This window comes from Staphylococcus sp. LCT-H4, from assembly GCF_001866145.1.
Lineage (GTDB): Bacteria > Bacillota > Bacilli > Staphylococcales > Staphylococcaceae > Staphylococcus > Staphylococcus succinus.
Genome location: NZ_MODY01000002.1, coordinates 791,068 through 817,689, shown reverse-complemented (window position 1 = coordinate 817,689; position 26,622 = coordinate 791,068). Strand labels below are relative to the sequence as shown.

Annotated in this window: 22 protein-coding genes; 5 read left to right on the top strand and 17 right to left on the bottom strand. The window is 32.4% G+C overall.

Annotated elements, in window-relative coordinates:
• Positions 1-532 precede the first annotated feature (532 nt).
• Both BK821_RS08765 and BK821_RS08760 read right to left on the bottom strand, forming a co-directional pair.
• Positions 533-745: a GIY-YIG nuclease family protein gene (locus tag BK821_RS08765; RefSeq protein ID WP_071331555.1), complete on the bottom strand. Its 213-nt coding sequence runs from the start codon at positions 743-745 to the stop codon at positions 533-535.
• 185 nt (positions 746-930) lie between these two features.
• Positions 931-1,467: a DUF4865 family protein gene (locus tag BK821_RS08760; protein ID WP_071331554.1), complete on the bottom strand. Its 537-nt coding sequence runs from the start codon at positions 1,465-1,467 to the stop codon at positions 931-933.
• A 100-nt stretch (positions 1,468-1,567) separates the two neighbouring features.
• Here BK821_RS08760 and BK821_RS08755 point away from each other — a divergent pair, with 100 nt between their 5' ends.
• Entirely contained in the window at positions 1,568-2,311 is a 744-nt protein-coding gene (locus tag BK821_RS08755; protein WP_071331553.1) for a LysR family transcriptional regulator, read from the top strand.
• Between the two features lie 292 nt (positions 2,312-2,603).
• On the opposite strand, the gene nfsA is transcribed toward BK821_RS08755, so the two are convergent.
• On the bottom strand, positions 2,604-3,344 hold the full coding sequence (gene nfsA / locus BK821_RS08750; RefSeq protein WP_071331552.1) for an oxygen-insensitive NADPH nitroreductase: 741 nt from the start codon (positions 3,342-3,344) through the stop codon (positions 2,604-2,606).
• A 130-nt stretch (positions 3,345-3,474) separates the two neighbouring features.
• On the opposite strand from nfsA, the gene BK821_RS08745 reads away from it, so the two are divergent.
• Positions 3,475-3,840 carry a winged helix-turn-helix transcriptional regulator gene (locus BK821_RS08745; RefSeq protein ID WP_046836362.1) on the top strand — a complete coding sequence of 122 codons (366 nt, stop codon included), beginning with the start codon at positions 3,475-3,477 and terminating at the stop codon, positions 3,838-3,840.
• A 150-nt stretch (positions 3,841-3,990) separates the two neighbouring features.
• Here BK821_RS08745 and BK821_RS08740 read toward each other — a convergent pair whose 3' ends face one another.
• Positions 3,991-5,028 carry a M42 family metallopeptidase gene (locus BK821_RS08740; protein ID WP_071331551.1) on the bottom strand — a complete coding sequence of 346 codons (1,038 nt, stop codon included), beginning with the start codon at positions 5,026-5,028 and terminating at the stop codon, positions 3,991-3,993.
• Between the two features lie 128 nt (positions 5,029-5,156).
• Between BK821_RS08740 and BK821_RS08735 the strand changes: the two genes are divergently transcribed.
• Positions 5,157-6,248 carry a prephenate dehydrogenase gene (locus tag BK821_RS08735; protein WP_069824151.1) on the top strand — a complete coding sequence of 364 codons (1,092 nt, stop codon included), beginning with the start codon at positions 5,157-5,159 and terminating at the stop codon, positions 6,246-6,248.
• Between the two features lie 206 nt (positions 6,249-6,454).
• Here the strand turns inward: BK821_RS08735 and BK821_RS08730 are convergent, their stop codons facing one another.
• Positions 6,455-7,717, bottom strand: a complete 1,263-nt coding sequence (locus tag BK821_RS08730; protein WP_046836359.1) for a Y-family DNA polymerase — start codon at positions 7,715-7,717, stop codon at positions 6,455-6,457.
• Between the two features lie 149 nt (positions 7,718-7,866).
• Here BK821_RS08730 and BK821_RS08725 point away from each other — a divergent pair, with 149 nt between their 5' ends.
• Positions 7,867-8,052 carry a 2-hydroxymuconate tautomerase gene (locus BK821_RS08725; protein ID WP_046836358.1) on the top strand — a complete coding sequence of 62 codons (186 nt, stop codon included), beginning with the start codon at positions 7,867-7,869 and terminating at the stop codon, positions 8,050-8,052.
• 93 nt (positions 8,053-8,145) lie between these two features.
• Here the strand turns inward: BK821_RS08725 and BK821_RS08720 are convergent, their stop codons facing one another.
• The gene (locus tag BK821_RS08720; RefSeq protein WP_046836357.1) at positions 8,146-9,126 is read right to left on the bottom strand and encodes an LCP family protein; all 981 of its coding nucleotides are present in this window, start codon (positions 9,124-9,126) and stop codon (positions 8,146-8,148) included.
• Between the two features lie 148 nt (positions 9,127-9,274).
• Here BK821_RS08720 and msrA point away from each other — a divergent pair, with 148 nt between their 5' ends.
• A complete protein-coding gene (gene msrA, locus BK821_RS08715; RefSeq protein WP_046836356.1) occupies positions 9,275-9,790 on the top strand; it encodes a peptide-methionine (S)-S-oxide reductase MsrA in 516 nt (171 codons plus the stop codon).
• A 94-nt stretch (positions 9,791-9,884) separates the two neighbouring features.
• Here msrA and BK821_RS08710 read toward each other — a convergent pair whose 3' ends face one another.
• The 11 genes from BK821_RS08710 to parE form a co-directional block, all read right to left on the bottom strand.
• On the bottom strand, positions 9,885-10,796 hold the full coding sequence (locus BK821_RS08710; protein ID WP_046836355.1) for a substrate-binding domain-containing protein: 912 nt from the start codon (positions 10,794-10,796) through the stop codon (positions 9,885-9,887).
• A 12-nt stretch (positions 10,797-10,808) separates the two neighbouring features.
• Positions 10,809-11,750, bottom strand: coding sequence for an ABC transporter permease (locus BK821_RS08705; protein WP_046836354.1), 942 nt, complete (start codon positions 11,748-11,750; stop codon positions 10,809-10,811).
• Complete coding sequence (locus BK821_RS08700; RefSeq protein WP_071331550.1) at positions 11,737-13,227, bottom strand: sugar ABC transporter ATP-binding protein; 1,491 nt, start codon at positions 13,225-13,227, stop codon at positions 11,737-11,739. The genes BK821_RS08705 and BK821_RS08700 overlap by 14 nt, the downstream gene beginning before the upstream one ends.
• Positions 13,228-13,239: 12 nt before the next feature.
• Entirely contained in the window at positions 13,240-13,629 is a 390-nt protein-coding gene (gene rbsD / locus BK821_RS08695; protein ID WP_046836353.1) for a D-ribose pyranase, read from the bottom strand.
• Positions 13,630-13,673: 44 nt separating this feature from the next.
• Positions 13,674-14,639, bottom strand: coding sequence for a LacI family DNA-binding transcriptional regulator (locus tag BK821_RS08690; RefSeq protein ID WP_071331549.1), 966 nt, complete (start codon positions 14,637-14,639; stop codon positions 13,674-13,676).
• Positions 14,640-15,190: 551 nt separating this feature from the next.
• Complete coding sequence (gene mprF / locus BK821_RS08685) at positions 15,191-17,716, bottom strand: bifunctional lysylphosphatidylglycerol flippase/synthetase MprF (RefSeq protein ID WP_046836351.1); 2,526 nt, start codon at positions 17,714-17,716, stop codon at positions 15,191-15,193.
• A gap of 274 nt (positions 17,717-17,990) precedes the next feature.
• Positions 17,991-19,217: an AI-2E family transporter gene (locus tag BK821_RS08680; RefSeq protein WP_046836350.1), complete on the bottom strand. Its 1,227-nt coding sequence runs from the start codon at positions 19,215-19,217 to the stop codon at positions 17,991-17,993.
• A gap of 245 nt (positions 19,218-19,462) precedes the next feature.
• Positions 19,463-20,305: a glucose PTS transporter transcription antiterminator GlcT gene (gene glcT / locus BK821_RS08675; RefSeq protein ID WP_071331548.1), complete on the bottom strand. Its 843-nt coding sequence runs from the start codon at positions 20,303-20,305 to the stop codon at positions 19,463-19,465.
• Between the two features lie 148 nt (positions 20,306-20,453).
• Complete coding sequence (gene alsT, locus BK821_RS08670) at positions 20,454-21,905, bottom strand: glutamine transporter AlsT (RefSeq protein ID WP_071331547.1); 1,452 nt, start codon at positions 21,903-21,905, stop codon at positions 20,454-20,456.
• 256 nt (positions 21,906-22,161) lie between these two features.
• A complete protein-coding gene (gene parC / locus BK821_RS08665) occupies positions 22,162-24,564 on the bottom strand; it encodes a DNA topoisomerase IV subunit A (protein ID WP_046836347.1) in 2,403 nt (800 codons plus the stop codon).
• Complete coding sequence (parE, locus tag BK821_RS08660; protein ID WP_161939122.1) at positions 24,561-26,555, bottom strand: DNA topoisomerase IV subunit B; 1,995 nt, start codon at positions 26,553-26,555, stop codon at positions 24,561-24,563. The genes parC and parE overlap by 4 nt, the downstream gene beginning before the upstream one ends.
• Positions 26,556-26,622: the final 67 nt, after the last annotated feature.

Genomic DNA, 26,622 nt, shown 5'->3' with positions numbered 1-26,622 from the left:
TAGTTTACATTTTACAATACGGAGATGATACATTTTGAAGAAACTAATTTATAACGCTGTTTTATTAATTTTATTTATAAGAAGTATATTTGTTATAGTTGAATGGGCAAATGGAAATAGTGACGTTCCCTCTATAGTCATATTTATTTATTTTTTAATTTTATGTGTTGTATTAGTAATATTCATTCATTATGTAATCAAAAAATTCATTAATGAATGAAATTAAGTAAACATTCATTATTCCTGAATTGAATACTGCACAAATAAAAATAACTAAAAAAGAAGCAATATTGTGAGATATATCAACAAGGCCTCAAGTGTCACAAATGATTCCCTCCCCTTCCTGACAAAGGAGCAAATACTATAAACCAATGGGATATTGATAAGCTAAAATACAAGAAAACAAATCCTTTCCCTTTCTATAAGAATGAAGCTCAAATTGCCATAACGGTAAAGGAATTTTAGATATCCCAAATTAAAAGAGCCTCAATTAAAGGCTCTTAATCAATAAGTATACTAATTCTTTCAAATTCTAATTAATATTTTGGATTTCCCAGTACTGTTCAACCAATGGTATCTTAGTGAATTCAGCAGTGTTGTTGTGAGTGTCCATGACAACATCTTCTATTTCATCAATATTAACTTTAAAGAACTCTTTTCTATGATTTACTTTATTAATTTCTCGATCTCTAAAATGCCTGTGTAATGTATTTTCTAATTTAGGAGCATCCTCACTAAATATCATTGCATGTACATCAAATGTGAAATACTTAAGTTTTTTGTTTATTATGAAATGTTTTTTTATTATATTAATAATTCACAATAAAAAGACTTAATAATGGAATTTAAGCATTTCAAAAGTTTCTTATACATTTAAAGTTACTTAAAAGAAAGATTAGAATATAATTACTTCTTCTCCGAACTCTATAGTTATGTAGAAATATGGCCTATATTCAATACTCTAATGTTATCTGACAATACATCAACTATTTGATCCACAAAAGTATATTTAACACTCTTCCATTTGTCTGGATTATATATTATAACTTCGCCTAAATTATCTGGTATCACTTTAAAGTTATCCTTAAAACTAAGTCCCTTTAACAATCTTTTGGGTTTTATCTCTTTATACTCTTCTATTAGATACTTACTGTTTAGAAAATCTTGTTCCAAATGAATATCATAAGTTATTCCAATATTAATATTAGTCCATCCAAATGAATCTAGAATATTATCGAAATAACCATTAAAGATAAACTCATTCATTCCTCTAGAGTCTTTCCAAATATATAATGGTTCATAACTATTTTGAAGGGTATTGTTCATTCCTTTTTCTGCATATAAATATAGTTTACAAATTAAGCCATTAAAACCATTCGTTTTATAACCATTTTCTTCTACTCTTTTTTTAATAGCATTCATATCATAATCGCTTGGTAAATTTAAATTATATTGCATAGCTATCATATTATCACTTCCTTTCACACGTAATTATATTTTAATTCTGGTTATATGAATAATACAAAAATGTGGTAAGGTTATCATAAATACTGATAGGGAGAATCATATGAATATTAACGATCTATATATCTATGCCAAAGTATATGAATTGAAGTCTATAAATAAAGCCTCAAAAGAATTAGAATACGCTCAATCCAATATAACTCAGAGAATACAATTGCTAGAAGAACAATTTAATCAAAATTTTTTTGTTAGATCTTACACTGGAATCAAACCTACTAAAGAGGGGCGTATTTTTTATGAATATAGTAAATCTGTTATAACTAATACAGAAAATTTAAAAATTACTTTTAGCGAGAACAAGAAACAAATTTTATGCTCTGAATTATTATTTAATGTTTTATATAAAAAGCAAGGTATATATGAGATTGCTAAATATACTTTTAAACTTGTCACAAGTTCTGAAATGTTTATTGAACCTTATAATCATTACTATGACAAAGTATTAACTTTCAATAAATTAGATTTAAATAACTATACCTTAGTGAAGACTTCATCTTTAAAAGTAGGCTTATATATAAATAAGGAATATATAGCGAATTATGATAATTTACCATTATTAATTAACTCTGATAAAAAATGTCCTTTGAGAAGGTTGTCATTAGATATATTACCTGACAAAAATTTCATTGAATTAGATTCATTAGAAGCCATTATCAATATAGTTCAAAATGGTGAAGGTATAGCAATTTTACCTCCTGATCTTACTTCTGATAGCTCCACTAATAATATAAAAGTCGATTTTAAATCTATACCTTATTACGAATATGCATTTAATAAGCGTATATAAAACATAAAGCTACAACGTTATACAAATCGTTGTAGCTTTATGTTAATTTCTTTATTTATTTTTGTATTCTATCTTTTTGTACACCTTCCATTATTCTGATAAAAATGAAAGCATAAATCACTTTTTAATTATAACGAGTAGTAATGAAGATTTTAACATTAACTCAAAAGCTAATTTTTGTTTATTATCCACTTAGAAATATTATTTTTATTCAATAAGCAGTCCTTATGCTTCACCTTCTTTTCAAATGAAAGGCTACGCATTTCTCCATATACTTATCGCATATTTCGCTTTATTTACGTACATAGCCTTGCTTATTAAGAAATGCTAGCATATTAGGTTGTATACTTCTTGCTAAATGATCATCTATGTGGTCGCTCCAGCCTTTAATTTTTCTTGCTGTAAAAGGTGCTTTGATTGGTCTATTTTCGTAATACTGCTTCATCTCTTCATCATAACTTTCTATATGTGCCACATCGAAAGGCTCATACTGATTATGATGCATGACTATTGATTGAGGTAATCTTGGTTTTAGTGGCGCTTTCTCTTCATCTGGATACCCTATACTTAAGCCTACTAAAGGTATAACATACTCAGGTAATTGTAATAAGTCGCTGATTTTTTCAATGTTTAATCTGACTCCTCCAATATAAACGCCACCTAATCCCAAGGATTCTGCAGCAACCATAGCATTTTGTGCCATTAATCCAACATCTACTGCTCCAATTTGTAGAAATTCTGCATAAGCAATATCAACATCAGGCGCAATTTGATGATTACGATTAAAATCTGAACAAAATATCCAAAACTCTGATGCTTCTTGTATATAACTTTGATGACCACTCAATTCCATAATTGCTTTTCTTGTTTGTTTATCCGTAATTCGTATAATAGAAACTGCTTGTAGTAAACTAAACGATGATGCTTGATTAGCAGCTTTAAATATATGATTAACCTGCTCCTCTGGTATTGCTTTATTTTTAAATTTTCTCACTGAACTATGATTTTGTAATAATTTGATTGTATCGTTCATTTGTCTTCCCCTTTCAATATACTGTTTTATGATATATAATATGATAAATTATTAAGTATTATATTAGAAGAAGGCAATATAAAAATACGTAGTATTAAATTTTGTACCTTTGTATAATGGAGGGATTTATATGGTTAAAATTTGTAATTATGGTTTTGATAAAGAAGTAATAGAAGATAATAGAGATATTTATGGCATTGCATATACCCAAAATATACTTTCAGGACGTTATAAGAATTTAATCATCTGGTATTTGAAAGAAAAAGACCGTCGTTATAGTCACATTAAAAAATTTCTTGAAGATATCTCACAAGGGTCATTAACGAAGCAATTACGAGAATTAGAAAATGATAAGATTATAAGCCGTACTGTGTATCCTGAAGTGCCACCCAAAGTGGTTTATGGATTAACTGAAAAAGGCAAAGATTTGTTGCCTATTATAGATATGATGGAAAATTATGGGAAACGCCACGGAGAACAGCCTCATAGTGTATAATAGTTAAAAATCTAGCTCCTCTTCGTTTTGTCTGAAAACTGCTTGCTTCAAATAATAAGTAAAAGCGCAATCTTAATGCTAATAAGATTGCGCTTTTTATGATATCCATGAATTGGAAAGAGATAAAAATCTCCTTTACCTCCTCATTCACTACATATTTACTGGAGCTAAGCAATAGGCATGAAGTAATGATTGTGTCGCCTTTAAAGAATCAATATGTGTGCGCTCTAACGCATGTGATGATTCAATACCTGCACCAAATAAACCATGCCTAATGTCAGCACCTGCTTTTAGTGCAGCAGAAGCATCGGAACTATAGTATGGATAAATATCAACTTTGTATGGAATTTCATTTGTTTTACATAAGTTTACAAGTTGTTCGCGCAGTCCTTTATGGTAAGGACCTGAGCCATCTTTAGCACAGATAGAAACCGTATATTCATCAGATGCTTGTCCATCGCCCAACGCACCCATATCAAATGCAATAAACTCAACGATTTTAGGCGAAATAGATGCATTTGCACCATAACCAATTTCTTCATTGTTAGATATATAAAATTGAGTCGTGTGAGGTAGTGTTATATCTTCTCTTCTCACAGTTCTTAAAAATTCAATAATCATCGCAACACTCGCTTTGTCATCTAAATGACGAGACTTAATAAATCCTGAAGATGTCACTTGTGTTCTAGAATCAAAACTAATAAAGTCTCCTACTTCAATACCTAAACTTTCAGTTTCCTCTTTAGTATTTACTTTTTCATCTAATCTAATTTCCATATGTTCAATATCTCTAGGCTCATTATCATTTCCACGATAAACATGTACACTCGTTTCATGTAAACATATCGTTCCTGTATATATTTGACCTGATGATGTTTCAATGTCGCAATATTCACCTTCTATCGCGTTATAGCTAAAACCTCCGATTAAATCTAACGCTAAACGGCCATCTGCTTTGATTTCTTTCACCATTGCACCTAATGTATCTACGTGTGCGGTAATACACTTATAAGCTTCATCATTCTGCCCTTTAACAGTAATAATCAATGCGCCTTTATGCGTTGTTTCAGTAGCAAATCCTAATTGTTCTACTTCATTTTTCACATAGGCAATCGCTTTATCTGCATTTCCCGATGGACTATTAATGCTAGTTAATTGTTGAATCGTGTTAAAAATAGATTCTGTCATGCTATCCCCTCCTACTATTTATATTTTTATTTTAACTTTTCTTTTTTAAAATTGATACATATTGCGTATTAGCATGAGCTACTATACAATGTTACTATTCTGAAAATTTGATAGAGGTGGTTTGCTTTATGAAAAACATTCTTTTCGTTGGCTTAGGTTTAATCGGCGGAAGTTTAGCGAGTAACTTAAGATATTACCATGATGATATTACAATAACTGCTTATGATGCAGATATTTCCCAATTAGATAAAGCTTTATCTATTGGTATTATAGATGATCAATCATCAGACTATAAGACAAGCGTTGAAAGTGCGGATATTATCATTTATGCGACACCCGTACAACAAACAATTAAATATTTACAAGAATTACCTAACTATCATACTAAGAAACATGTGATTATTACTGATACTGGCAGTACCAAATCTACCATTCAACAATATGAACCTTTACTTTTAGACCATGATATACATTTAATAGGTGGTCATCCTATGGTAGGTAGTCACAAGTCTGGAGTATTAAATGCTAAGAAGCACTTGTTTGAAAATGCTTTTTATATTTTAGTACATAATGAATCACGTAATGACGCTGCCTTTGAGGAAATACAAAGTCTATTAAAGACAACTGATGCTAAATTTATTTCAACAACCGCTGATGAACATGACTTTGTTACTGGCATTGTGAGTCACGTTCCACATATTATAGCTTCGAGCCTCGTTCATTTAAACGCTCAACATGTTCAGGACTCTGAACTTGTTAAAACATTAGCAGCTGGTGGTTTCAGAGATATCACAAGAATAGCTAGCAGTAATCCAATTATGTGGCGTGATATCACTATTGAAAATAAAAATGTTATCCTCTCCATTTTAAATGAATGGAAAGATCAAATGGAAGATGTGATTTCACTCATTGAGCGTAATAGTCCTGACGACTTACATGATTTCTTTAATGATGCTAAAATTTATCGTGATGAACTCCCCCTTAAATCACAAGGCGCATTATCTGTGGAGTATGATCTATATGTCGATATTCCGGATAAACCAGGTATGATTAGCAAAGTTACAAATATCCTGAGTTTACATAATATTTCTATAAGCAACCTAAGAATATTAGAAGTACGTGAAGATATTTATGGCGCGTTACGTATTAGTTTTAAAAACCCTGAAGATCGTAAAGATGGCGCTGAAGCTTTAAGTGATTTTGACACTTATATTGCTTAATCTCCTTTATGCATATGCACATTAACCTATGACTTTTCCTTACTATAAATGCCATAGGTTAAAATTAAATAAAGACAAGTACATTTCTATTATGCTGAATGTACTTGTCTTTATTTAATTACTTATATCCGCTTCACAATGGTGTGCGCTTACACCATGTTTATTGGAGTAAACAGATATGAACTAAATGTAAGTAACCACGCTTGCTACATCTTATGACCAGCCATTAAACCTAAGCGCCCATTCTTTGTTCCAGCATCTGTATAAGATACAGCTTTAGAAACAATACCTTTACCAAATTTACGATGTAATGCATCAATTGTTTTAGCCAATCGCTCTTTTCTCTTCTTTTCATACTCATCTATAAATAAGTTTAACTGTGTATCATTCTCATCTACAAATTGTGTTAAAGATACGCTTACTGTTCTAAATAATGCTGTAGTATCACACAGCCGGTCTAAAAAATAATCAATAACTTTAAAGATATCATCTTCTAAGTTCGTTGGGTTTTCTAATGTATACTGTTTATTCACATGGCCTTTCTCATTATAACCAATTGAAAAATGAATCGTCTTCGCTAATTGGTTTCTTGCTCTAACTCTACTCGCTACATCTTCAATTAATTCACGCATGACGACCTTCATCTCTTTATATCGATAATCACGCATCAGTATTTGACTCTTGCAAATAGATGGATTCATCACCTTACATTTCTCTCTTACACGGCTTTCATCTATACCATTCGCATGCAAATGTAAATCTACGCCGATAATGCCCAAATCCTTTTTCAAATACTCATGTGGGTAGACTGCTAAATCGCCTATCGTAAAAATGCCTCGTTTATTTAATTTAGCTTCTGTACGTTGACTAATTCCCCAAAATTTACTTAGGGGCTGAATTGGCCACAGTTTGGTTGGAATATCTTGATAGCGCCACTCTGCAATTAAACTTGAGGTGTGTTTTGCCTCTATATCCATCGCTACCTTACTTAGTAACATATTTGAGCCTATACCAATAGAACAATCGATACCTGTCTCCGTTTTGATTTCAAGTTGTAATTTTTTACAGAAAGCATGTAGTGTCTTACTAAATCTATGATAACTATCTGTCACATCCATAAAGAACTCATCGATACTATATTGATGTAAATCTTCTGGTGGTACATAACGTAATGCAATCTTAGAGATTGCTACTGAAATTTCTAAATATCTTCTCATACTTGGATTAATGATATATATGTCAGTTCTATGTGGTATTTCAAATAGTCTCGACCCCGTCTTAATACCTAAAGCTTTTAAAGGCGCTGTCGCTGCTAAAACGACTGAACCTTGTCTCTTTGTATCTGCAACTACTGCTAACTTTACTTTTGTTGGATCTAATCCCTTTTGTATACACGAAACGCTTGCAAAAAAGCTTTTTTGATCGATACATAATACATCTCTATCTTCCACTAGTTTATAATCATACATATCAAATGACCTCCTTGTGCTAATTTCATTATATACGAACATCTGTTCGTTTTCAATAAAATAGAACAAACGTTCGTAACCCGTAATTTTTTATAGTTTTTTAAATTTTCATGCTATAATATTAAAAAATAGTTTTAGGAGGATAAGATATGCCTATCGTAAATGTAAAATTATTAGAAGGTCGTTCTGACGATCAACTTAAAGCGTTAGTGTCAGAGGTTACACAAGCTGTAGAAAAAACCACAGGTGCTAACAAAGAAGCTGTCCAAGTGATTATAGAAGAAATGAAACCTACGCATTTTGGTGTAGCTGGTGTGAGAAAGTCAGATCAATAATATGCTGTATGTGTTACTGTCACTTTGGTAGACACAACAAAAAGGAGTAACTCATCAATTAATGAGTTACTCCTTTTTATAGCTACTGCTATCTTATTCATTTAAAAACTTTTTAACTTCTTCTTTATTTTTAGCTTTATCGATTTCTAATGAACTACCATCGGCTGGCGTTTGAATATCTTGATACGTGCCTTTAATAGGTAATGTTATAGAATCAATATTTTTATCGCCTCGAATACCGAAGTTTAAACCTGTCTGCATCAGCGCAGAATCTGGCATATTAGTATTTAAGTAACCTCTTAAAATACCAGCAACTCGTGGTAATTTAGGCAGTGTATCTAAACTCACAAGTTCTTTCTTAAGTGATTGCATCACTTGTTGTTGTCTCCGTACACGACCAAAGTCACCTTCAGGATCATGTCTGAATCTAGCATATCCTAATAGTTCTTTACCATTTAAACGATGATGACCTTTTTTCAATGATACACCGATATTTTCAGACATATCTTTTTCGACATCTATTGGTACACCATTAGGTTCTAATTCATCAATCATTTTTTCGAAACCAGTAAAATCTAAAATAGCGTAGTATTCTGGATCTATACCTAGGTTTTTCTTCAAAGTCTGTCTCAATAATTCTGGACCGCCTATAGAATAGGCTGAATTAATCTTATGTTGCCCATTACCAGGTATATCTGCGTAAATATCACGCATCACAGACATCATCTTCATTTTCTTATGAATATAATCATATTGCGCGATCATAATAGAATCAGTCCTAGAAATACCACCTTGTTCTTTATCTGCACCTAACACCATAATCGTTATTTTACCGTCATTTTTAACGGCGCCATTAAATTTTTGTTGCTTCAGTGTCTTACCGTGGTCTTGAGCATAATCAATTCCAGAGTTATATCCGTGAACTGAATAGCCAATTACTATCGCCAATATTATAACTAAGATTAAAATAATAATAGGCAACTTTCGTATTCGCTTCTTCTTAACCCTACGCATAGGGCGTTGATTCGTCTCATTGCTTGTGTGTTCATTGTTGTTTTGTTTATCTTCATTCATTAGTATCAACCTTATATCTTCAAAATTGCACATTTATGTACTATAATTAGCATATACTATAAGTTATATAAAAAGTGAATAAAAATCAAGTGTTTTCTTAATAAATGGTACTAAGGTCTAATACAGAAAGACAGAAAGGATGTTAAACATGAATATAAATAAAGCATACTTCGCAGGTGGTTGCTTTTGGTGTATGGTCAAACCCTTTGATACATACGAAGGAATTGAAAAAGTAACCTCTGGATATATGGGAGGCCACGTTGACCATCCAACTTACGAACAAGTCAAAACTGGCGACACTGGACATTTTGAAACAGTTGAAATCGAGTACGATGTCGCATTGTTCTCATATCATAAATTATTAGAAATTTTCTTTTCTGTAATAGATCCTACTGATGAAGGTGGACAATTTCAAGATAGAGGTGCGCAATATCAAACTGCCATTTTCTATACCAATGCAGATCAAAAAGAAGTTGCTGAAGACTATGTTGAAAAATTAAAACAAACTATAAATAGAGATAAAGCAATCGCAACTAAGATCTTACCCGCTTCTACATTTTATGAAGCTGAGGAAGAACATCAAGACTTTTATAAGAAGAATCCTGAACGTTATGCTAAAGAACAACAGGACCGTCAACATTTTAAAGCATCGTCAACAGATTAATCGATATAAAATTAGCCGGATTACAATCTACTGTAACCCGGCTTTTATCATACTTACGTTATTATAATGATATATCAATCTCGCATTACTATTTCTACTGTTGCTGCTTCATTTCTAACGGGATTTTATGCTTTTTCTCAACATCTTCGCCGTTAAATAGTTTCATAACTGTTTTAATACTTGCTTCCCCCATTAAATTAGGTTGTTGCGCAACAGTAGCATACAATTTTTTATTATCTACGGATTTTAACGCATCTTCATTACCATCAAAACCGATAACTTTAATATCTTTATTGCCTACCGCTTCTACTGCTCCTAGAGCCATTTCATCATTTTGCGCAAAGATGGCTTTAATATCTGGATGTGCTTGTATAATGTTTTGCGTAACATTTAATCCTTCAGTCCTATTAAACTTCGCACTTTGTTTTGAAACGACATCCAGTGACTGATCGGCTACATTATGGAATCCTTTACCTCTTTCCCTAGTAGCACTTGCTCCTGGTATGCCTTCTAATTCTGCTACTTTAGTCTGCTTACCAAATTGATCAACAATAAGTTGACCTCCCATTTCTCCACCTTTAATATTATCTGAAGCTATAAATGATGCTACTTTACCTTTTGCTACTTCTCTATCAAGCGTAACCACAGGGATGTTTTGATCATTAGCAATTTGTATACTACCAGAAACGGCATCTGAATCTGCAGGATTTACAATAAGATAATCTACATTTTGCTGTATTAAATCATCAATATCATTAGCTTGCTTAGCTGCGTCATCTTGCGCGTCAGCAAATTTCACTTTTACGCCTTCTTTTTTAGCTTCTTTTTCAATACCATCTTTAATCTTTACAAAAAATGGATTATTTAAGGTGGAAATGCTCACACCAATGACTACATCTGATTTTTTCTTCTGTGATTTCCCACTATTATTATTTTCTAAAGGGGATTCTAGTGAACACCCTGTTAAAAATAGCAAGATAACAAAAGCTCCGATTATTTTTTTCATACTGACTCCCCCTTATTTATTCTTTCTATCAATTAGTACAGCAATGATAATGACTACGCCTTTAACGACTTGTTGATAGAATGAAGAGACCCCTAATAAATTTAATCCATTGTTTAAAACGCCGATAATTAAGACACCGATTAAAGTACCTAATATGCGCCCTTTACCTCCCGTCAACGATGTGCCACCTAATACAACCGCAGCAATTGCATCTAATTCATATGACATACCCGCAGTTGGTTGCGCAGAGTTTAACCTTGATGTAAGTATCGCACCAGCCATTGCTGACATTAACCCAGCTAAGCTATAAATCATCACTTTCAATTTATTAACCTTAATACCGGAAATAAATGCCGCTTTTTCATTACCACCCATGGCATAGGTTTGACGTCCAAATATCGTTTTATGTAATACTATATATAAAATGATAAATGTGATGAACATAGTTACAGCAGGAACAGGCACGCCTAGAAAATAACCACGGCCAAATAATTGAAACGCGTAACTTCCATTTAGATTAGTTATTGGATTGCCATCGGTAATAACTAGCGTGACGCCTCTAAATACAGTCATAGTGGCTAAAGTTGCTATGAAAGGTGCCATCTTACCTACAGTTATTAATAAGCCGTTAATCGCCCCTAAAATAGCACCAAAGATACACCCTATCAACAATGCCACAATAGAGTCCATACCTGAGACCATTAATATTGCAATCATTGCACTTGATAACGCCAATGTAGAACCAACGGATAGGTCAATACCTCCTGTTAAAATGACAAATGTCATACCAAAAGCAATCAGTCCATTGATTGACACTTGTCTTAATAAATTAAATAAGTTAGAGGGTTCTAAAAATGCGCTGTTTAAAGCACTTATAATAATTACTAATAAGATTAATCCAATAAAAGGAATTATTTTTTCTAAATATGAAAAAGATAACTTAGATTGTTTCATGTATTTCTCCTCCTGTAGCTAAAGTCATAATATGCTCTTCTGTTAACATTGTTTTATCTAAAACGCCTGCTATACTACCTTCATGTACCACGGCTACTCTGTCACTCATCCCTATAATTTCAGGAAGCTCTGATGAAATCATAATAATCGACATACCACGTTCAGTAAGTTCATTCATTAATTGGTAGATTTCTCTTTTAGCTCCAACATCTATACCTCTTGTTGGTTCGTCCAATATGAGTACGTGTGGTGCTGTAGCTATCCACTTCGCTAATACTACCTTTTGTTGATTCCCACCTGATAAATCTAAACATACATCGTTTTTATTCCCTTTAATATTTAAGCGTTGAATCATTTGTTCTGTATATTGCTCCATTGATACTCGAGTTATAAATCCAGATTTAGAGAAACTTTTTAAAGCAGGTAAAGATATGTTTTCTAATATCGTATCTTGTAGCACTAAACCTTCTTCTTTTCTATTTTCTGTTATAAATGCTAGCCCGTGCTTAATAGCCTGATTAGGATTATGCATCTGCACTTTTTTATCATTTAGTGTTACTCGCATATCTCCTTTATCTAATCCAAATAACACACGCATGATTTCAGAACGTCCAGCGCCCATCAATCCACTAAAACCAAGTATCTCGCCTTTGTGTAATTCGAATTGAATATGCTCGAGCTTATGTGCTGTTGAATTTAGATGCTCTACAGATAAGATAACTTCATCTTGTTTATAATTTCTATCTGGATATTGATGATCTAAATCCCTACCTATCATCGCCTTAACGATTTGAGCATTTGATGTTTGTTTAGTATCTTTCGTCAAAATAGAGCGACCATCTCTCATTACTGTAATACGATCTGAGATATTAAAAATTTCTTCCATTCTATGCGAAATGTATACGAATGATACACCTTCACTTTTTAAGCTTCTAATTTGTTGAAATAACACTTCAATTTCACTACTTGTCAAAGCTGCAGTAGGTTCATCCATAATAATAACTTTAGATTCCTGCATTAAGGCCTTACTAATTTCTAACATTTGCTGCATGCCTACGGATAAGTCACCTGCCAATTGATGTAAATCAACATTTATATTAAGTTTTTCAAAAATGGCCCTTGCACGTTTGCTCATTGATTTATTATCAATAATGCCCAATGCTTTAGTCTCTTCTTTGCCTAAAAACAAATTTTCTAACACTGTTAAATTCGGCCAAATATTCAATTCTTGCTGAATAAAAGATACACCATGTTGTTCAGCATCTTTTGTATTTTTAAACTGAAGCGGTTCATCATTCAAGAGCACAGAACCACGATTTGCTTCATACACGCCAGTAAGTATTTTCATTAAGGTACTTTTACCGGCACCATTTTCACCCATTAAAGCATGTACTTCCGCATCAGCAATCTCAAAATCAACACCCCTGAGTACATCGTTATTTCCGAATGACTTATAAATTTGATTCATTGTTATCATTTCAATCACCCCTTAAAATAAAACGCCACTTGTTAATATTACGTTAGCATATGGCTTATCTTCTCCTGTGCGTATAACAGCCTTTGAATATTTACTTTGTGCTTTGAATTGTTCATGCGTTTGTGTAGCAATATCAATATTTGCAGTACATAACTGTTCAAATAACGCATGGTTTTCAGTCTTCATTTCTTCAGCCACTATCATATCTTCTATGTTCATATGTGCTTTTACTATATTAAAAACTTCTAAAAAGGATGGTTTACCTAATTCCAAAGCGAGATCTATTTTTTTCACACCTTGTGGTACTGGTAAACCACAATCAGCAATTACGATTTGGTCTGTATGACCTAAATCACTCAGTAATTTAGAAATTTCACTATTTAAAATACCTGTCTTATACATATCTTCACTCCTCATTATTTATGTAACCCGTTACATATTAAGCATTAAAATCTAGTGCTTTTCCGTCGCTTGACTATTAACGCCACGTTATCACACTGATTATTACTATTTTCATCATATAAATTAAGTAGCTTCGAAACTGCAAGTTGACCTAACTGATAAGCAGATTGATCTATCGTCGTAATTTGAGGATAAGTCATTTTTGAAAATGGTATATTATCATATCCCACAATTTGAATATCATCAGGCACTTTAAAGTGATGTTGCTGGATAAGTCCTAGAATTTGAATCGCTAACAAATCATTACTACAAATCACACTATCTATTTTGTATTGATTTAGCATCTTGAGAAATTGACGTTCTTCATCCAGCTGCTCTGTATTACAAAAGTAGTATGAAACAGCATGCTGTTGTAATATAGCTTTAATTCCATCAACCCGCATTTTAAATGCGTCAATATTCAAGTCAGCGTGCACTATGAGTATGTGTTTACCGTGCCCTTCTAATATCAATTCAGCTTGGCGTTGTCCACCTTCAAAATGATCGGTAGAAATACCACTACGCTCATTGTTCGTACGATCGACAAATACAAATGGAATGTCTTGTTGCGATAGCATATTCTCTACGACGTGCTCATCAATGACGGTTGTAATCATTCCAACACAATTGTGTGAAATAAACGTAGATAAATAGTCTCTTGCCTTTGTAACATCATTATCGCTGTTACCAATAAGTACTTGATAGCCTTGTTCTAAAGCAATATCTTCGACACCACGTGCAATTAACGTAAAAAATGGATTGCTTATATCTGGTAAGAGTAAACCTATCATCTTAGACTTTCTTTTAAACAAGGTTCGTGCCGCTTCGTTAGGTTGGTAATTCAACTGAGTTATTGCATGCTCAATCTGTTGTCTCGTTTGATGCTTCACATACCCTTTGTTGTTTATTACTCTAGAAACAGTTGCGACAGAAACACCAGCCAATTGTGCAACCTCTCTAATAGTAGTCATTAAAATCACCTCAATTATATGTAACCGTTTTCATATTAACATAAGTTCTTCTTATTGGACAGTTGAATAAAAAAATATTTTATTTTCTTCTATGAATAAGGTGGCTTTTCACGAATTATAAAGAAGATGATTGCAAAAGCATTTAATTTAACAGTCGTTATCAACACATTATCTTTAGTCCAAAAATAAGGCCATAACATAGCGAATCTAACCGCAATTACATTGTATTATTACAATATAATGATAAAGAGGAAACCAAAGTATCATATGTCCTTTTTATTTATATTAAATTGTCCTACTAATATTGAAAGCGCTTACCATCAATGTTATATTATGTTCGTACCTTTCACAAAGGGGTAACGAGAAATTCTATATAGTTAGAGTCAAAATAATATTTAAGCAAGAAACACCAGTTAGTTTATTAAGTAGTTAATGACTTCTCCAGTATTTAACTACACAAACCATTAAACACTAAACTCCTTAAACAAAAAACCAACACGTACATATATTGTACGTGTTGGTTTTTTAATTTAAGCGTATACTGTCATCTTCTATTTCCCTTTTCTAATCACACGCATCACTTTTAACATACTCAACCATAATGAGTGGTGTTTACGATAAACTAGAAATCTTGGTTCCCAATCCGGATTGAATTTCTCTTTATATCTTCTAAGACCTTGGAAGCGGTATAAACCGTTAAAATGTTCAAATACACGTCCCGCAATTCTTTCACCATAAAATGCATAAGGCACTTGGCCAACATTAGATAATGTAGCCATACCCATATTAAAACGCTCATAGCCATTTTCTTTTGCCCATAACAGCATATTTAAATATAGACCATCCATAAGTGGCAACGCTACATCAGATTTCCAACGAATTAAATCAACTGACATAGTTGCTTTATAATACGTTGGCATCAATGTACAAAACGCAATAATTGTATGTTCATTATCTTTAATAACAGCTATAGGTGCTTTAGATAAATAGTGTGGATCAAAGCTACCTACAGAAAAATGCATTTCATTACGTTCACCTAACCAATCATCACTAATATCTTTTAATTCTGATACTAAAGCCTGTGAAAATGGCGGTGTTAATACTTCAAATGATAAGTTAAGTTCATCAAACTTATTGAGCGTCGCACGTAAACCTCGTTTCTTTTTACCAGATATGGTAAACGTCGTTAAATCTACTAAAGCTTCTTCGCCTAATTTGAAGAATTGATTACCAAAATTATGATATAAAGACATATATTTATCTGTCACTTGGTAGAATATAATATCATATCCTAAATATTCCGCTTCTTTATAAAAACTTTCTAATAGTTTCTGAAATGACTTAGGATTACCGATAGGGTCTCCTAATACGATATGTGCATTGTTTTTGTACCTATACATTAAGAATGCATCATGTGTTTCGTTTATAAAGCATTTTTTATCACCACTATACATTAAGTGGCTTAAATAATTGCCTCCATGCTGTTTAATAATAGTGTTACATATTTCGTCTTCACTACCGCTATGTAATACTCTATAGCGTTGTTCAAACCACCATACAATAATACCCACGATAATAGCTACAAGTATAATGGTAAACCAGAAATAATATCTTAAAATTGAAGTATCTACTTCAATATGATAAATATCTAACGAGTAAAATGTACTAGCTATAAAAAGGTGATTGATATACAAGATTACAGAACCTAAAATGATATTTACAAATAACTTACTATATCTAAATGGTCGTTTAATCACATGTGCACGTTTATAAAATAGGACTAATAATATCAACATAATAATAAGCCAACTAATTAACATAAACGATGCATAAGTATAGGCAGTTACTACAAATATTAATATAATTGATATGATTGAAAACAAGATAGCACGTTTAGAAAGATGATACACACCAAATACATTTAATAATAGTAATAAACAAGCACAAGTATGTACTGAGACAATAATATAATAAATGTAATGGTGTGGGTTATACAGTCCATCGTAAATAATTGTTAAATTATTCAAGAAAAATACTATACTCGTAAACATTAATAATAAAGCAATCGAGAATGATGGAATGCGAGCAATAATATCTTTTTGATATGACCCAAGAAGAGAAGTCATATCTTTCATTGGAACTATAATTTTCGAGCCTTCCCAATAGCGTTTAGCTGTACTACGAAATTCAAACGTAGATAAAATCAAGGCAACTAATACTGGGAATAAATAATATGCAAAGCGATAAAGTAGTAACGCTAGTACAATACTTTCTTCAGGAATTTTCAATGATTTTAAGCCTAATAATACAACTAAATCAAATGTACCAAAACCACCAGGAATAAAACTGATCAAACCTGAAAGTGCAGCTATAATGAATATCCCCATAAACGTGGCAAACGAAATATGTATATCGACTAGCCACATAGCCATATATAATACCAATGCTGCAATAAACCACTCCACACCAGATACAATGGTACAGTAAACACCAAGTAATTTTTTATCTTTTTGTACTGGTTTTATGATAGTAAATAGGATAAATGCTGGCAAAAATAATGCAACAATATATAGCAACACATGCATCCACGGAAATGGACTAAAGATATGCGACACATCAAACACATGAACTACAACGAGAATAGACAGTAAACTCAGTCCTGTAAGCATGGATACTAATACAATTGATATTGTATGTAGTAATGCGCGCTTATCGTCTGTGGTGTTTTTATAAAATAAAAAACGTACGCTAGCACCAATAAAACCACCAAAACCAACTACGGCGTTTAAGGCATTGACAATATAACCAATCCTAACTGTTTTTAATAAAGATATACGTAAATCTAACGCTTTCGATAAAATAACATCGTACAGTGATAGCACAACAATTGAAAGACCACCACTTAAGAATAACGCCGCTAACCAAACTCTATTTATTTGATCAAAAGATTTTATTGTCTCTTTAAAATCAATATGAGAGAGCTCTTTATATAACGTAAAAACAACAAAACTAAATAATGCAATTGCAAATATTACTTTTAATATAGAAAGTAATTTACTTCTTAATTCCTTAGACATGTTTTCTTTTCACTTCACTTTTGGGTATTTCTTATTCATTACAAAAAATATATCACAATACTATTACATATGAAATAAAACTTTAATGATAAATACTAACATTATTGTTAGATTGTAGTCATTAATCATCATTTCATTTTAATAAATTAAGCCAAATATCATCTTCACTTCCATGATATAAAAAACGTCCCTTTGAAATATTTTTTCAAAGAGACGTTGTGATTTAGTATATCTTAGCATATATGTCGTACTCATGTATGCATCAAGATATAGATTAACGAATAACTTCTTCGTCTTGGATTTCATATTCCCCTGCATCATCACCATAATATTTATTATATCTACGTTTATATAAAAGATATAAGTGTGATACTAATACTTTCAAAATTGCGTATGCTGGTATACCTAAGATAACACCAACAACACCAAGTAAATTACCGGCACTTAATAAAATAAAGATAATTGTAAGCGGATGAATCTTCAATGTTTTACCCATAATATTAGGTGAAATAAAGTGCCCTTCAATAAATTGAACAGCTGTCCATACGATAACTAATTTCAATAGCATAATTGGTGATGTAATCAATGCAATAATGATTGCCGGTGAAATCGCAATTGTAGGACCAATATAAGGAACAACACTTGTCACTGCAGCTATAGAAGCTAATATCAAGCTATAGTCTAAACCAATAATACTATAACCGATAAATAACAAAATACCAATACAGAATGATACTATGATTTGTCCTTGAATATAAGAACCAACTTGTTCACTCATTTTATCTAATAGATCATGAAAATCTTTTCTGAATCTTGGTGGCATGATCTTCGTAGAAAATTCTTTAAAACGATGACCATCTTTTAACATAAAGAATAAAACAAATGGCGTTGTTGCAATTACTACACCTACATTGACTAATGCCTCTGCTACATTCTTAACTTTTGAACCAAAACCATTAAAGTAATCTGATATCATAGACGGTAATTTATTTGCTAACGCATCTAATTGATCTTGTACTTGCCCATAATAATTAGAAATCAGTGAATATTTAGTAATACTATCTATAAATTGATTTACTTTATCTACATAGTGTGGAAAATTATTTCCAAAACTCTTAATCTGTGTACTAATCACTGGAATAAGTAAGTTAACAGCTAATGCTATCACAGCGATAATCAATAAAAAGAGAATAATAACTCCCCAAATTCTAGAAATATTATAACGTTCCATTAAGTTAACTAATGGATTGAATAAGTAATACAAAATAATTGAAACAATAACTGGCGCTGCAATCGTATTAAATACGATGATAAAAGGCTTGAAAACATACGAAACTTGGTCAAATATAAAAATTGCGATTCCGACAAGTATCAGTATTAACAAACCAAAGAGTAAATCCTTACCGCCGAAAAATTTCATGAAGCGGGTTTCAGGAAAACTCAATTTCATTCTATCTTTCCCACTCATTTTTTCTTGCTTAATATTTTCTTCATTCGACATTCAATTCACCATACCTTAAATTAATTCTTAAAAATTTGCATATTCACATTAGTACAACAATCTTCAAGCACAAGTATAGCAACAGCTCAAGCGTTAGGTTAATAATAACACATTACATATATATCAAACATAGATGTTGCTATTCAAAATATATGGATTCAATGATGCACTTGTAACTTAAGTATGTGTCAACTTTATTCTACTACCCTCATAGATGACTTTTAATTAGAATTTCATATTTTCTATTATTGTTTATCAACCGTGAAGTGATAAACGTGTAAAGTGAGGTAAATTACTTCAGCTTCATATATAGACACATTCAACTCTTGTTGCAACATTTTCATTATTTTTAATGCAATATTGAAACACTGCGGATACTGTTCTTTTAATAGTGCTTCAAATGGACTTGTTTTTTGCAATACTTCACCATTCCTTAGCCTTCTTATTAAAAATTGAATATGTCTAATAAAACGTTGATACTGGACGCTTTCTTTATCTACAGTAAATTTCAAATCATGTTCTACAATAAAAATACTCTTATTTATTAAGTGATTTATTATTTCTATTTCATGCATAGATAATGTTTCAATGTTTGAAGCTATATGTAATGCAATGAATCCAATTTCATCTTCTGGAAAATTGACGTCCAACACATCATTTAAACGTTCTATTACTTTTTCAGCTATAGCATAAGCTTCACTATATAATTGTTTTGTTTCTACAACGAATGGATTAGTTATAATTTGATTTTGTTTCAAACGTTTATATGCAAATATGATATGATCTGTCACTGAAACGACTAATGTTTGGTTGTCAATTTTCATCTCAGAACTCGTAATAATATTCACTGCATCAATCACAGCTTGTATCAATGTATCATCAGCATACTCGATAATTGTTTTATAATGTTCTTGCTGTAGTTTTTGATCGAGTATATACGCCTTTTCTATAGTTTGGTTTTCTTGTAGGGGCATCCCTGCCTTTTTATTAAAACCAATCCCCTTAGCTATAAGCACATATTCTTCTTTATCTTTAGTACAAATTATCACATTATTATTTAACACCTTTGTAATCAGGTAAGAACTCAAATTAATCATCCTTCTTATTATGTCAATAAGCATTATATATTGAAAAATCAAAAATTGAAAGTAGTATTGTTATCTACAGAATAATCTCATTACATAACAAAAGCTATGCAATTTCCAACTCAGGAAACGCATAGCTTTAAATTATTCATTATAACTTTTTATTTTTAACGCCCCAACTCTCAATACCAAATAAATTAATATTTAATTCCTCCGGTCTAAAGATTGGTTTTCTACCTGCTTTACGTTGACGTTGGTAATCATTCATAACTGCAAATGCGATGTTGGATAATCCAATGATTGCTACCAAGTTAACGATCGCCATTAATCCCATAAATAAATCAGCAGTACTCCAAACAACATCTGTTTTGGCAACTGCTCCAATAAATACTAAGACCACGACTAAACACCTAAATATAAATAAGATCATTCTATTTTTAGATAAGAATTCAATATTAGACTGGCCGTAATAATAGTTACCCACTACTGATGAAAAGGCAAATAGTGTAATAGCAACTGTTAAGAATATACCACCTGCATTACCTAAATGTTCATTAAGCGCTGATTGTGTAACTGCAACACCCTGTGGCGCTTTATCACCAAATTTTAAGCCTGAGTATAATAAAATCATAATGGCAGTAGATGTACATACAAGCATTGTATCGAAAAACACACCAAGTGATTGAATTAATCCTTGTTTTACTGGATGTGGTGCAGCAGCAGTTGCCGCAGCATTAGGCGCTGACCCCATACCCGCTTCATTTGAGAATAGACCACGTTTAACACCTTGCAATATTGTAGCTCCAACTGCACCACCTGTGATTTGTTCGAAACCAAATGCACTTTTGATAATTGTAGAAATCATAGGAATAATTTGATCATAATTCATAAATAATATGATAACGACCATAAAAATATATAAAATTGCCATGATAGGTACAATGATTGATGACATTGTTGCGATACTACGCACACCACCAAAAATAATAATTGCTGTAAATACCGCTAAAACGATACCTGTTATAACAGGGCTAACATTATATTGTGTTTTTAATGATTCGGCAATTGTATTAGACTGTACTGTATTAAAAACGAATGCAAAGGTGATTGTAATTAATATGGCAAATACGACACCTAACCACTTTTGATTTAATCCTTTAGTTATGTAATACGCTGGACCACCACGGTAGCCTCCATCTTCATCAGGTACTTTGTATACTTGAGCTAAAGTCGCTTCTATGAAGGCACTCGCAGCACCAATAAATGCGATGACCCACATCCAAAATACAGCTCCTGGACCACCTAGAACGATTGCAGTAGCAACACCTGCAATATTACCAGTACCTACACGTGACGCTGCACTAATTGCAAACGCTTGGAATGGCGCAATACCTTTTTTACCATTATCTAATGTTTCTGGTTTTTCTCCAACAGCACGAAACATCTCTGGAATCCATCTTAACTGCACAAATTTAGAACTAATTGTAAAGAAGATACCAGCAGTAATTAATAGCCCAATTAGATATTGTGACCAAATTAAATCATTCCCGACTTGAACAAATTCTTTGAACCAATCTGGAATTAAACTATCAAAATCTCTCAATTTAATCCCTCTCATCTCTTTGTTTAAAGTTTAATATTAAAAGCAAGAGACTTATAGTAGATTTCATACACATAAACAAATATCTCATGATATAAGAACACGAATGAAAATCAGAAAAGATACTCAAACATTCGTTTAAACAATGTTTCATGTGTCTTTTCCACTAATATAAACCTCTTGTTTTTATTTTTTTATTGTACCTAAATGATATTTTATCATTATACACTTATAATGACTAATGAAATTTGAAATTCAATTACTTAATAATCAATCTTTCCACTTCTCCAAAGTCATTTATATCTACAATGAAACTGCCATTTGTGTACTGTTCTGATAAATGAATATCCTTGATATTACCAGATTCTTCTTGTTTGTTTGAATAAATTGTGTACATCGTTTGTCCAGGTTGCACTACTTCAGCTGCAACAATGCGGTGTGGTGCTTTTTTAAGTTCTTTCAACAAAGTAATGCCACGCTGTGCACGTTTAGCAACCTGCAATATTTTAAAGTGAATTCGTTTTAAAGAACCACGTTGCGTTGCCATTAAAATAGTATTTCCTTCTACAATTAACTGTGTCATTATCACAAAATCCGCTTCTTTTAAATTGATAGATTTAACACCTGCGGCTCTTAGACCTGTATCTGATAGTTCATCACTACTGTATGTGAGTGACATACCTTTATGCGTGAGTACAGTAAGTAATTGTGGCGTTTCTATGCGCATGACATTAATGATTTCATCATCATTCTTTAGTTTCATTGCCACTAACGGTTTGTTGTAACGCGACGTTTTGAACATCGAAACATTACTTTTCTTAATCATGCCATCACGCGTAGCAAGTATATAAAAAGCTTCTGGTTTAAATTCGTTCTCACAAAAGACATCTATGACATGTTCCCCTTCGTCAATTGGCACTATTTGTGACACGTGTTGACCTAAATCTTTCCATTTTATTTCAGCTAATTTATGAACTGGTATGAATAAATAACGACCTTTATTTGTAAAGACAAGTGCTGTATCTAATGTGTTAACTTCTTGATGTTTCAAAAGTGCATCACCATCTTTAACACCAACTTCACCTACACCACTCGCATTAAAACTACGTAAAGAAGTACGTTTAATATAACCATGTTTTGTAATACTCATAATTACATTTTCACTAGGAATCATAACTTCTTTATCGATTTTAATTTCACTTATTTCAGCTTCAATATCAGATAAACGTTCTTGCTTAAATTGTTTTCTAATGTCTGTTAATTCTTCTTTAATTACATTTAATAATGCATCATGATTGTCTAAAATATTTCTTAACTGTTCAATTAAAGCTTTTAGTTCATCATGTTCTTCTTGAAGTTGAACAATATCCGTATTTGTTAAACGATATAGTTGTAATGTCACAATTGCTTCAGCTTGTGCCTCACTAAAATCAAATTCAGCAACTAAATTATCTTTAGCATCTTTTTTATTTTTAGAGTTTCTGATTAGTTTAATGACTTCATCTAAAATTGACAAAGCTTTCATTAATCCTTCTACAATATGCATTCTACTTTCAGCATGATCCAACTCATAGCGCGTACGTTTCGTCACAACATCAATCTGATGATTTAAATAACTATCGATAATTTGACGAATGCCCATTAATTTAGGACGGCCTTCGCTAATCGCGACCATATTGAAATTATACGCGACTTGTAAATCGGTATTTTTATATAAGAAATTAGCTACAGCTTCACTGTTTACATCTTTCTTCAATTCAATCGCTATACGTAATCCCGTACGGTCAGTTTCATCTCGTACTTCGACAATACCATCTACTTTTTTATCAGCACGTAGTTCGTCCATCTTTTTAACAAGAGAACTTTTGTTGACTTCGTATGGAACTTCAGTAACGATAAGCTCTTTTCTGCCATTTCTTAGTTCTTCTACTTCTACTTTAGAACGGACTATAATTTTACCTTTTCCGGTTTCATAGGCTTTCTTAATCCCATCAATGCCTTGTATGATACCACCTGTTGGAAAATCAGGACCTTTCATATATTTCATGAGCTGGCTCACTGTAATATCAGGGTTGTCAATATACTTCAGTGTAGCTTGAATCACTTCACCTAAATTATGAGGGGGGATATCGGTTGCATAACCAGAAGATATCCCTGTACTACCATTAATTAGCAAGTTAGGTATTCTTGCTGGTAATACCATAGGTTCCGTCGTCGTATCATCGTAGTTTGGCATAAATGGTACAGTTTCTTTATTGATGTCTCTTAATAATTCTTCAGAGATCTTACTTAATTTAGCTTCGGTATAACGCATGGCAGCTGCCGGATCATTATCAATACTACCATTGTTACCTTGCATTTCTATTAATACATGTCGTAACTTCCAATCTTGACTGAGTCGTACCATAGCATCATAAACTGACGAATCTCCATGTGGATGATACTGACCTATTACATCACCGACTGTTTTAGCACTTTTACGAAAATTCTTATCATACGTATTTCCGCTTGAATACATTGCATAAAGTATACGTCTTTGAACAGGTTTGAGCCCATCACGAACATCTGGCAATGCACGCTCTTGAATGATGTATTTACTATATCTACCAAATCGATCGCCAATAACGTCTTCTAGCGATAAATCTTGAATTATTTCACTCAATTTCTTTCCTCCTCATTAGGATTGTCCTGCTCCAAAATTTGAATTTCATTATTATCTAGAATGCTTTGATCTTCTTGTAATCCAAATTCAACATGATTTTCAATCCATTCACGTCGTGGCGCAACTTTATCTCCCATTAATGTAGTTACACGTTTGGATGAACGTAATTCATCTTCAATTTGTACTCTAATTAACGTCCTTGTATCAGGATTCATTGTTGTTTCCCATAACTGGTCTGCATTCATTTCGCCCAGACCTTTATAGCGTTGCAAACTAAAACCTTTGCCTAATTTTTTCTGTAATTTTTCTAACTCTTCATCTGTCCAAGCATATTCAATTTTTCTTGAAGCACCTTTACCTTTTTCTAATTTATATAAAGGTGGCAATGCAATAAACACCCTTCCAGCTTCTACTAAAGGTTTCATATACTTAAAGAAAAATGTCAGTAGCAGTACTTGTATATGGGCACCATCTGTATCAGCATCTGTCATGATGATAATCCTATTATAATTGCTGTCTTCAATTTTAAATTCGTTACCTACGCCGGCCCCAATAGTATGAATAATGGTATTGATTTCTTCATTTTTGAAAATATCATCTAATCGCGCTTTTTCGGTATTGATTACTTTCCCTCTTAGCGGTAATATGGCTTGATATTTACGATCTCTACCTAACTTAGCAGAACCACCTGCAGAGTCACCCTCTACAAGATACAATTCTTTTTTATCAGTATTTTTACTTTGCGCTGGTGTTAATTTACCAGATAGTAATGTATCTTTACGTTTATTTTTTTTACCAGAACGCGCATCTTCTCTTGCTTTACGTGCAGCTTCCCTAGCTTGTTGTGCTTTTACTGCTTTTTTTACAAGATTCTTAGATAATTGTCCTTTTTCTTCTAAATAATACGGTAATTTATCTGCTACAACAGAATCAACTGCACTTCTTGCTTCCGTTGTTCCTAATTTAGATTTCGTTTGCCCCTCAAATTGAAGTAATTCTTCTGGGATACGTATAGAAATGATAGCCGTCAGGCCTTCTCTAATATCGTTACCATCTAAATTTTTATCTTTATCTTTTAATTCATTGATACGTCGCGCGTAATCATTAAAGACACGTGTCATTGCTGACTTAAAGCCAACTTCATGTGTGCCACCATCTTTAGTACGTACATTATTAACAAAGCTCAAAATACCTTCTGAATATTGATCATTATATTGGAAAGCTACTTCGACTTCTATATTATTTGCTTCTCCATCAAAGGTTGCTACTTCATGTAATACTTCTTTACCTTCATTGACATAATTCACAAATTCTTTAATACCTTCTTCATAATGGAACACATCTTCTCGTTCTTTTCCTGCTCTCAAATCTTTTAAAGTGATTCTTAGGCTTTTCAGTAAAAAAGCGGACTCCTGTAATCGTTCACTTAGCACATCATAGTTAAATGATGTGGCTGATTTAAATATTTCTGGATCTGGCTTGAAGGTTACTTTTGTACCGGTCTTTTTAGTCTTACCGTGCTTGACAAGTCCTGAAGCGGGTCTTCCACCATTTTTGAAGCTTTGTGTAAAAATCGTTCCATCTCTATGGATTTCGACTTCTAACCACTCACTTAAAGCATTTACTACCGAGGCACCTACACCATGTAAACCACCTGAAGTTTTATATCCACCTTGTCCAAATTTTCCACCTGCATGAAGTACTGTAAAAATAACTTCTACAGTAGGTTTACCTGAAGCATGAATACCTGTAGGCATACCACGTCCATCATCTTCTATAGTAATACTTTCATCTTTATTAATTGTTACTATGATTTCATTTCCAAAACCGTTCAATACTTCATCGACGGAATTATCGACAACTTCATATACTAAATGATGTAATCCACGTTTATCGGTAGAACCAATATACATCCCAGGTCGCTTTCTTACGGCCTCTAATCCCTCAAGAACCTGAATGGAATCATCCGAATAATTATTTTGTTTATTCATTGCCAATCGTTTCGCCCTCCTACAAACGTACGTTCGTTTTTAAAACTATACAATAGTTATTTTTATA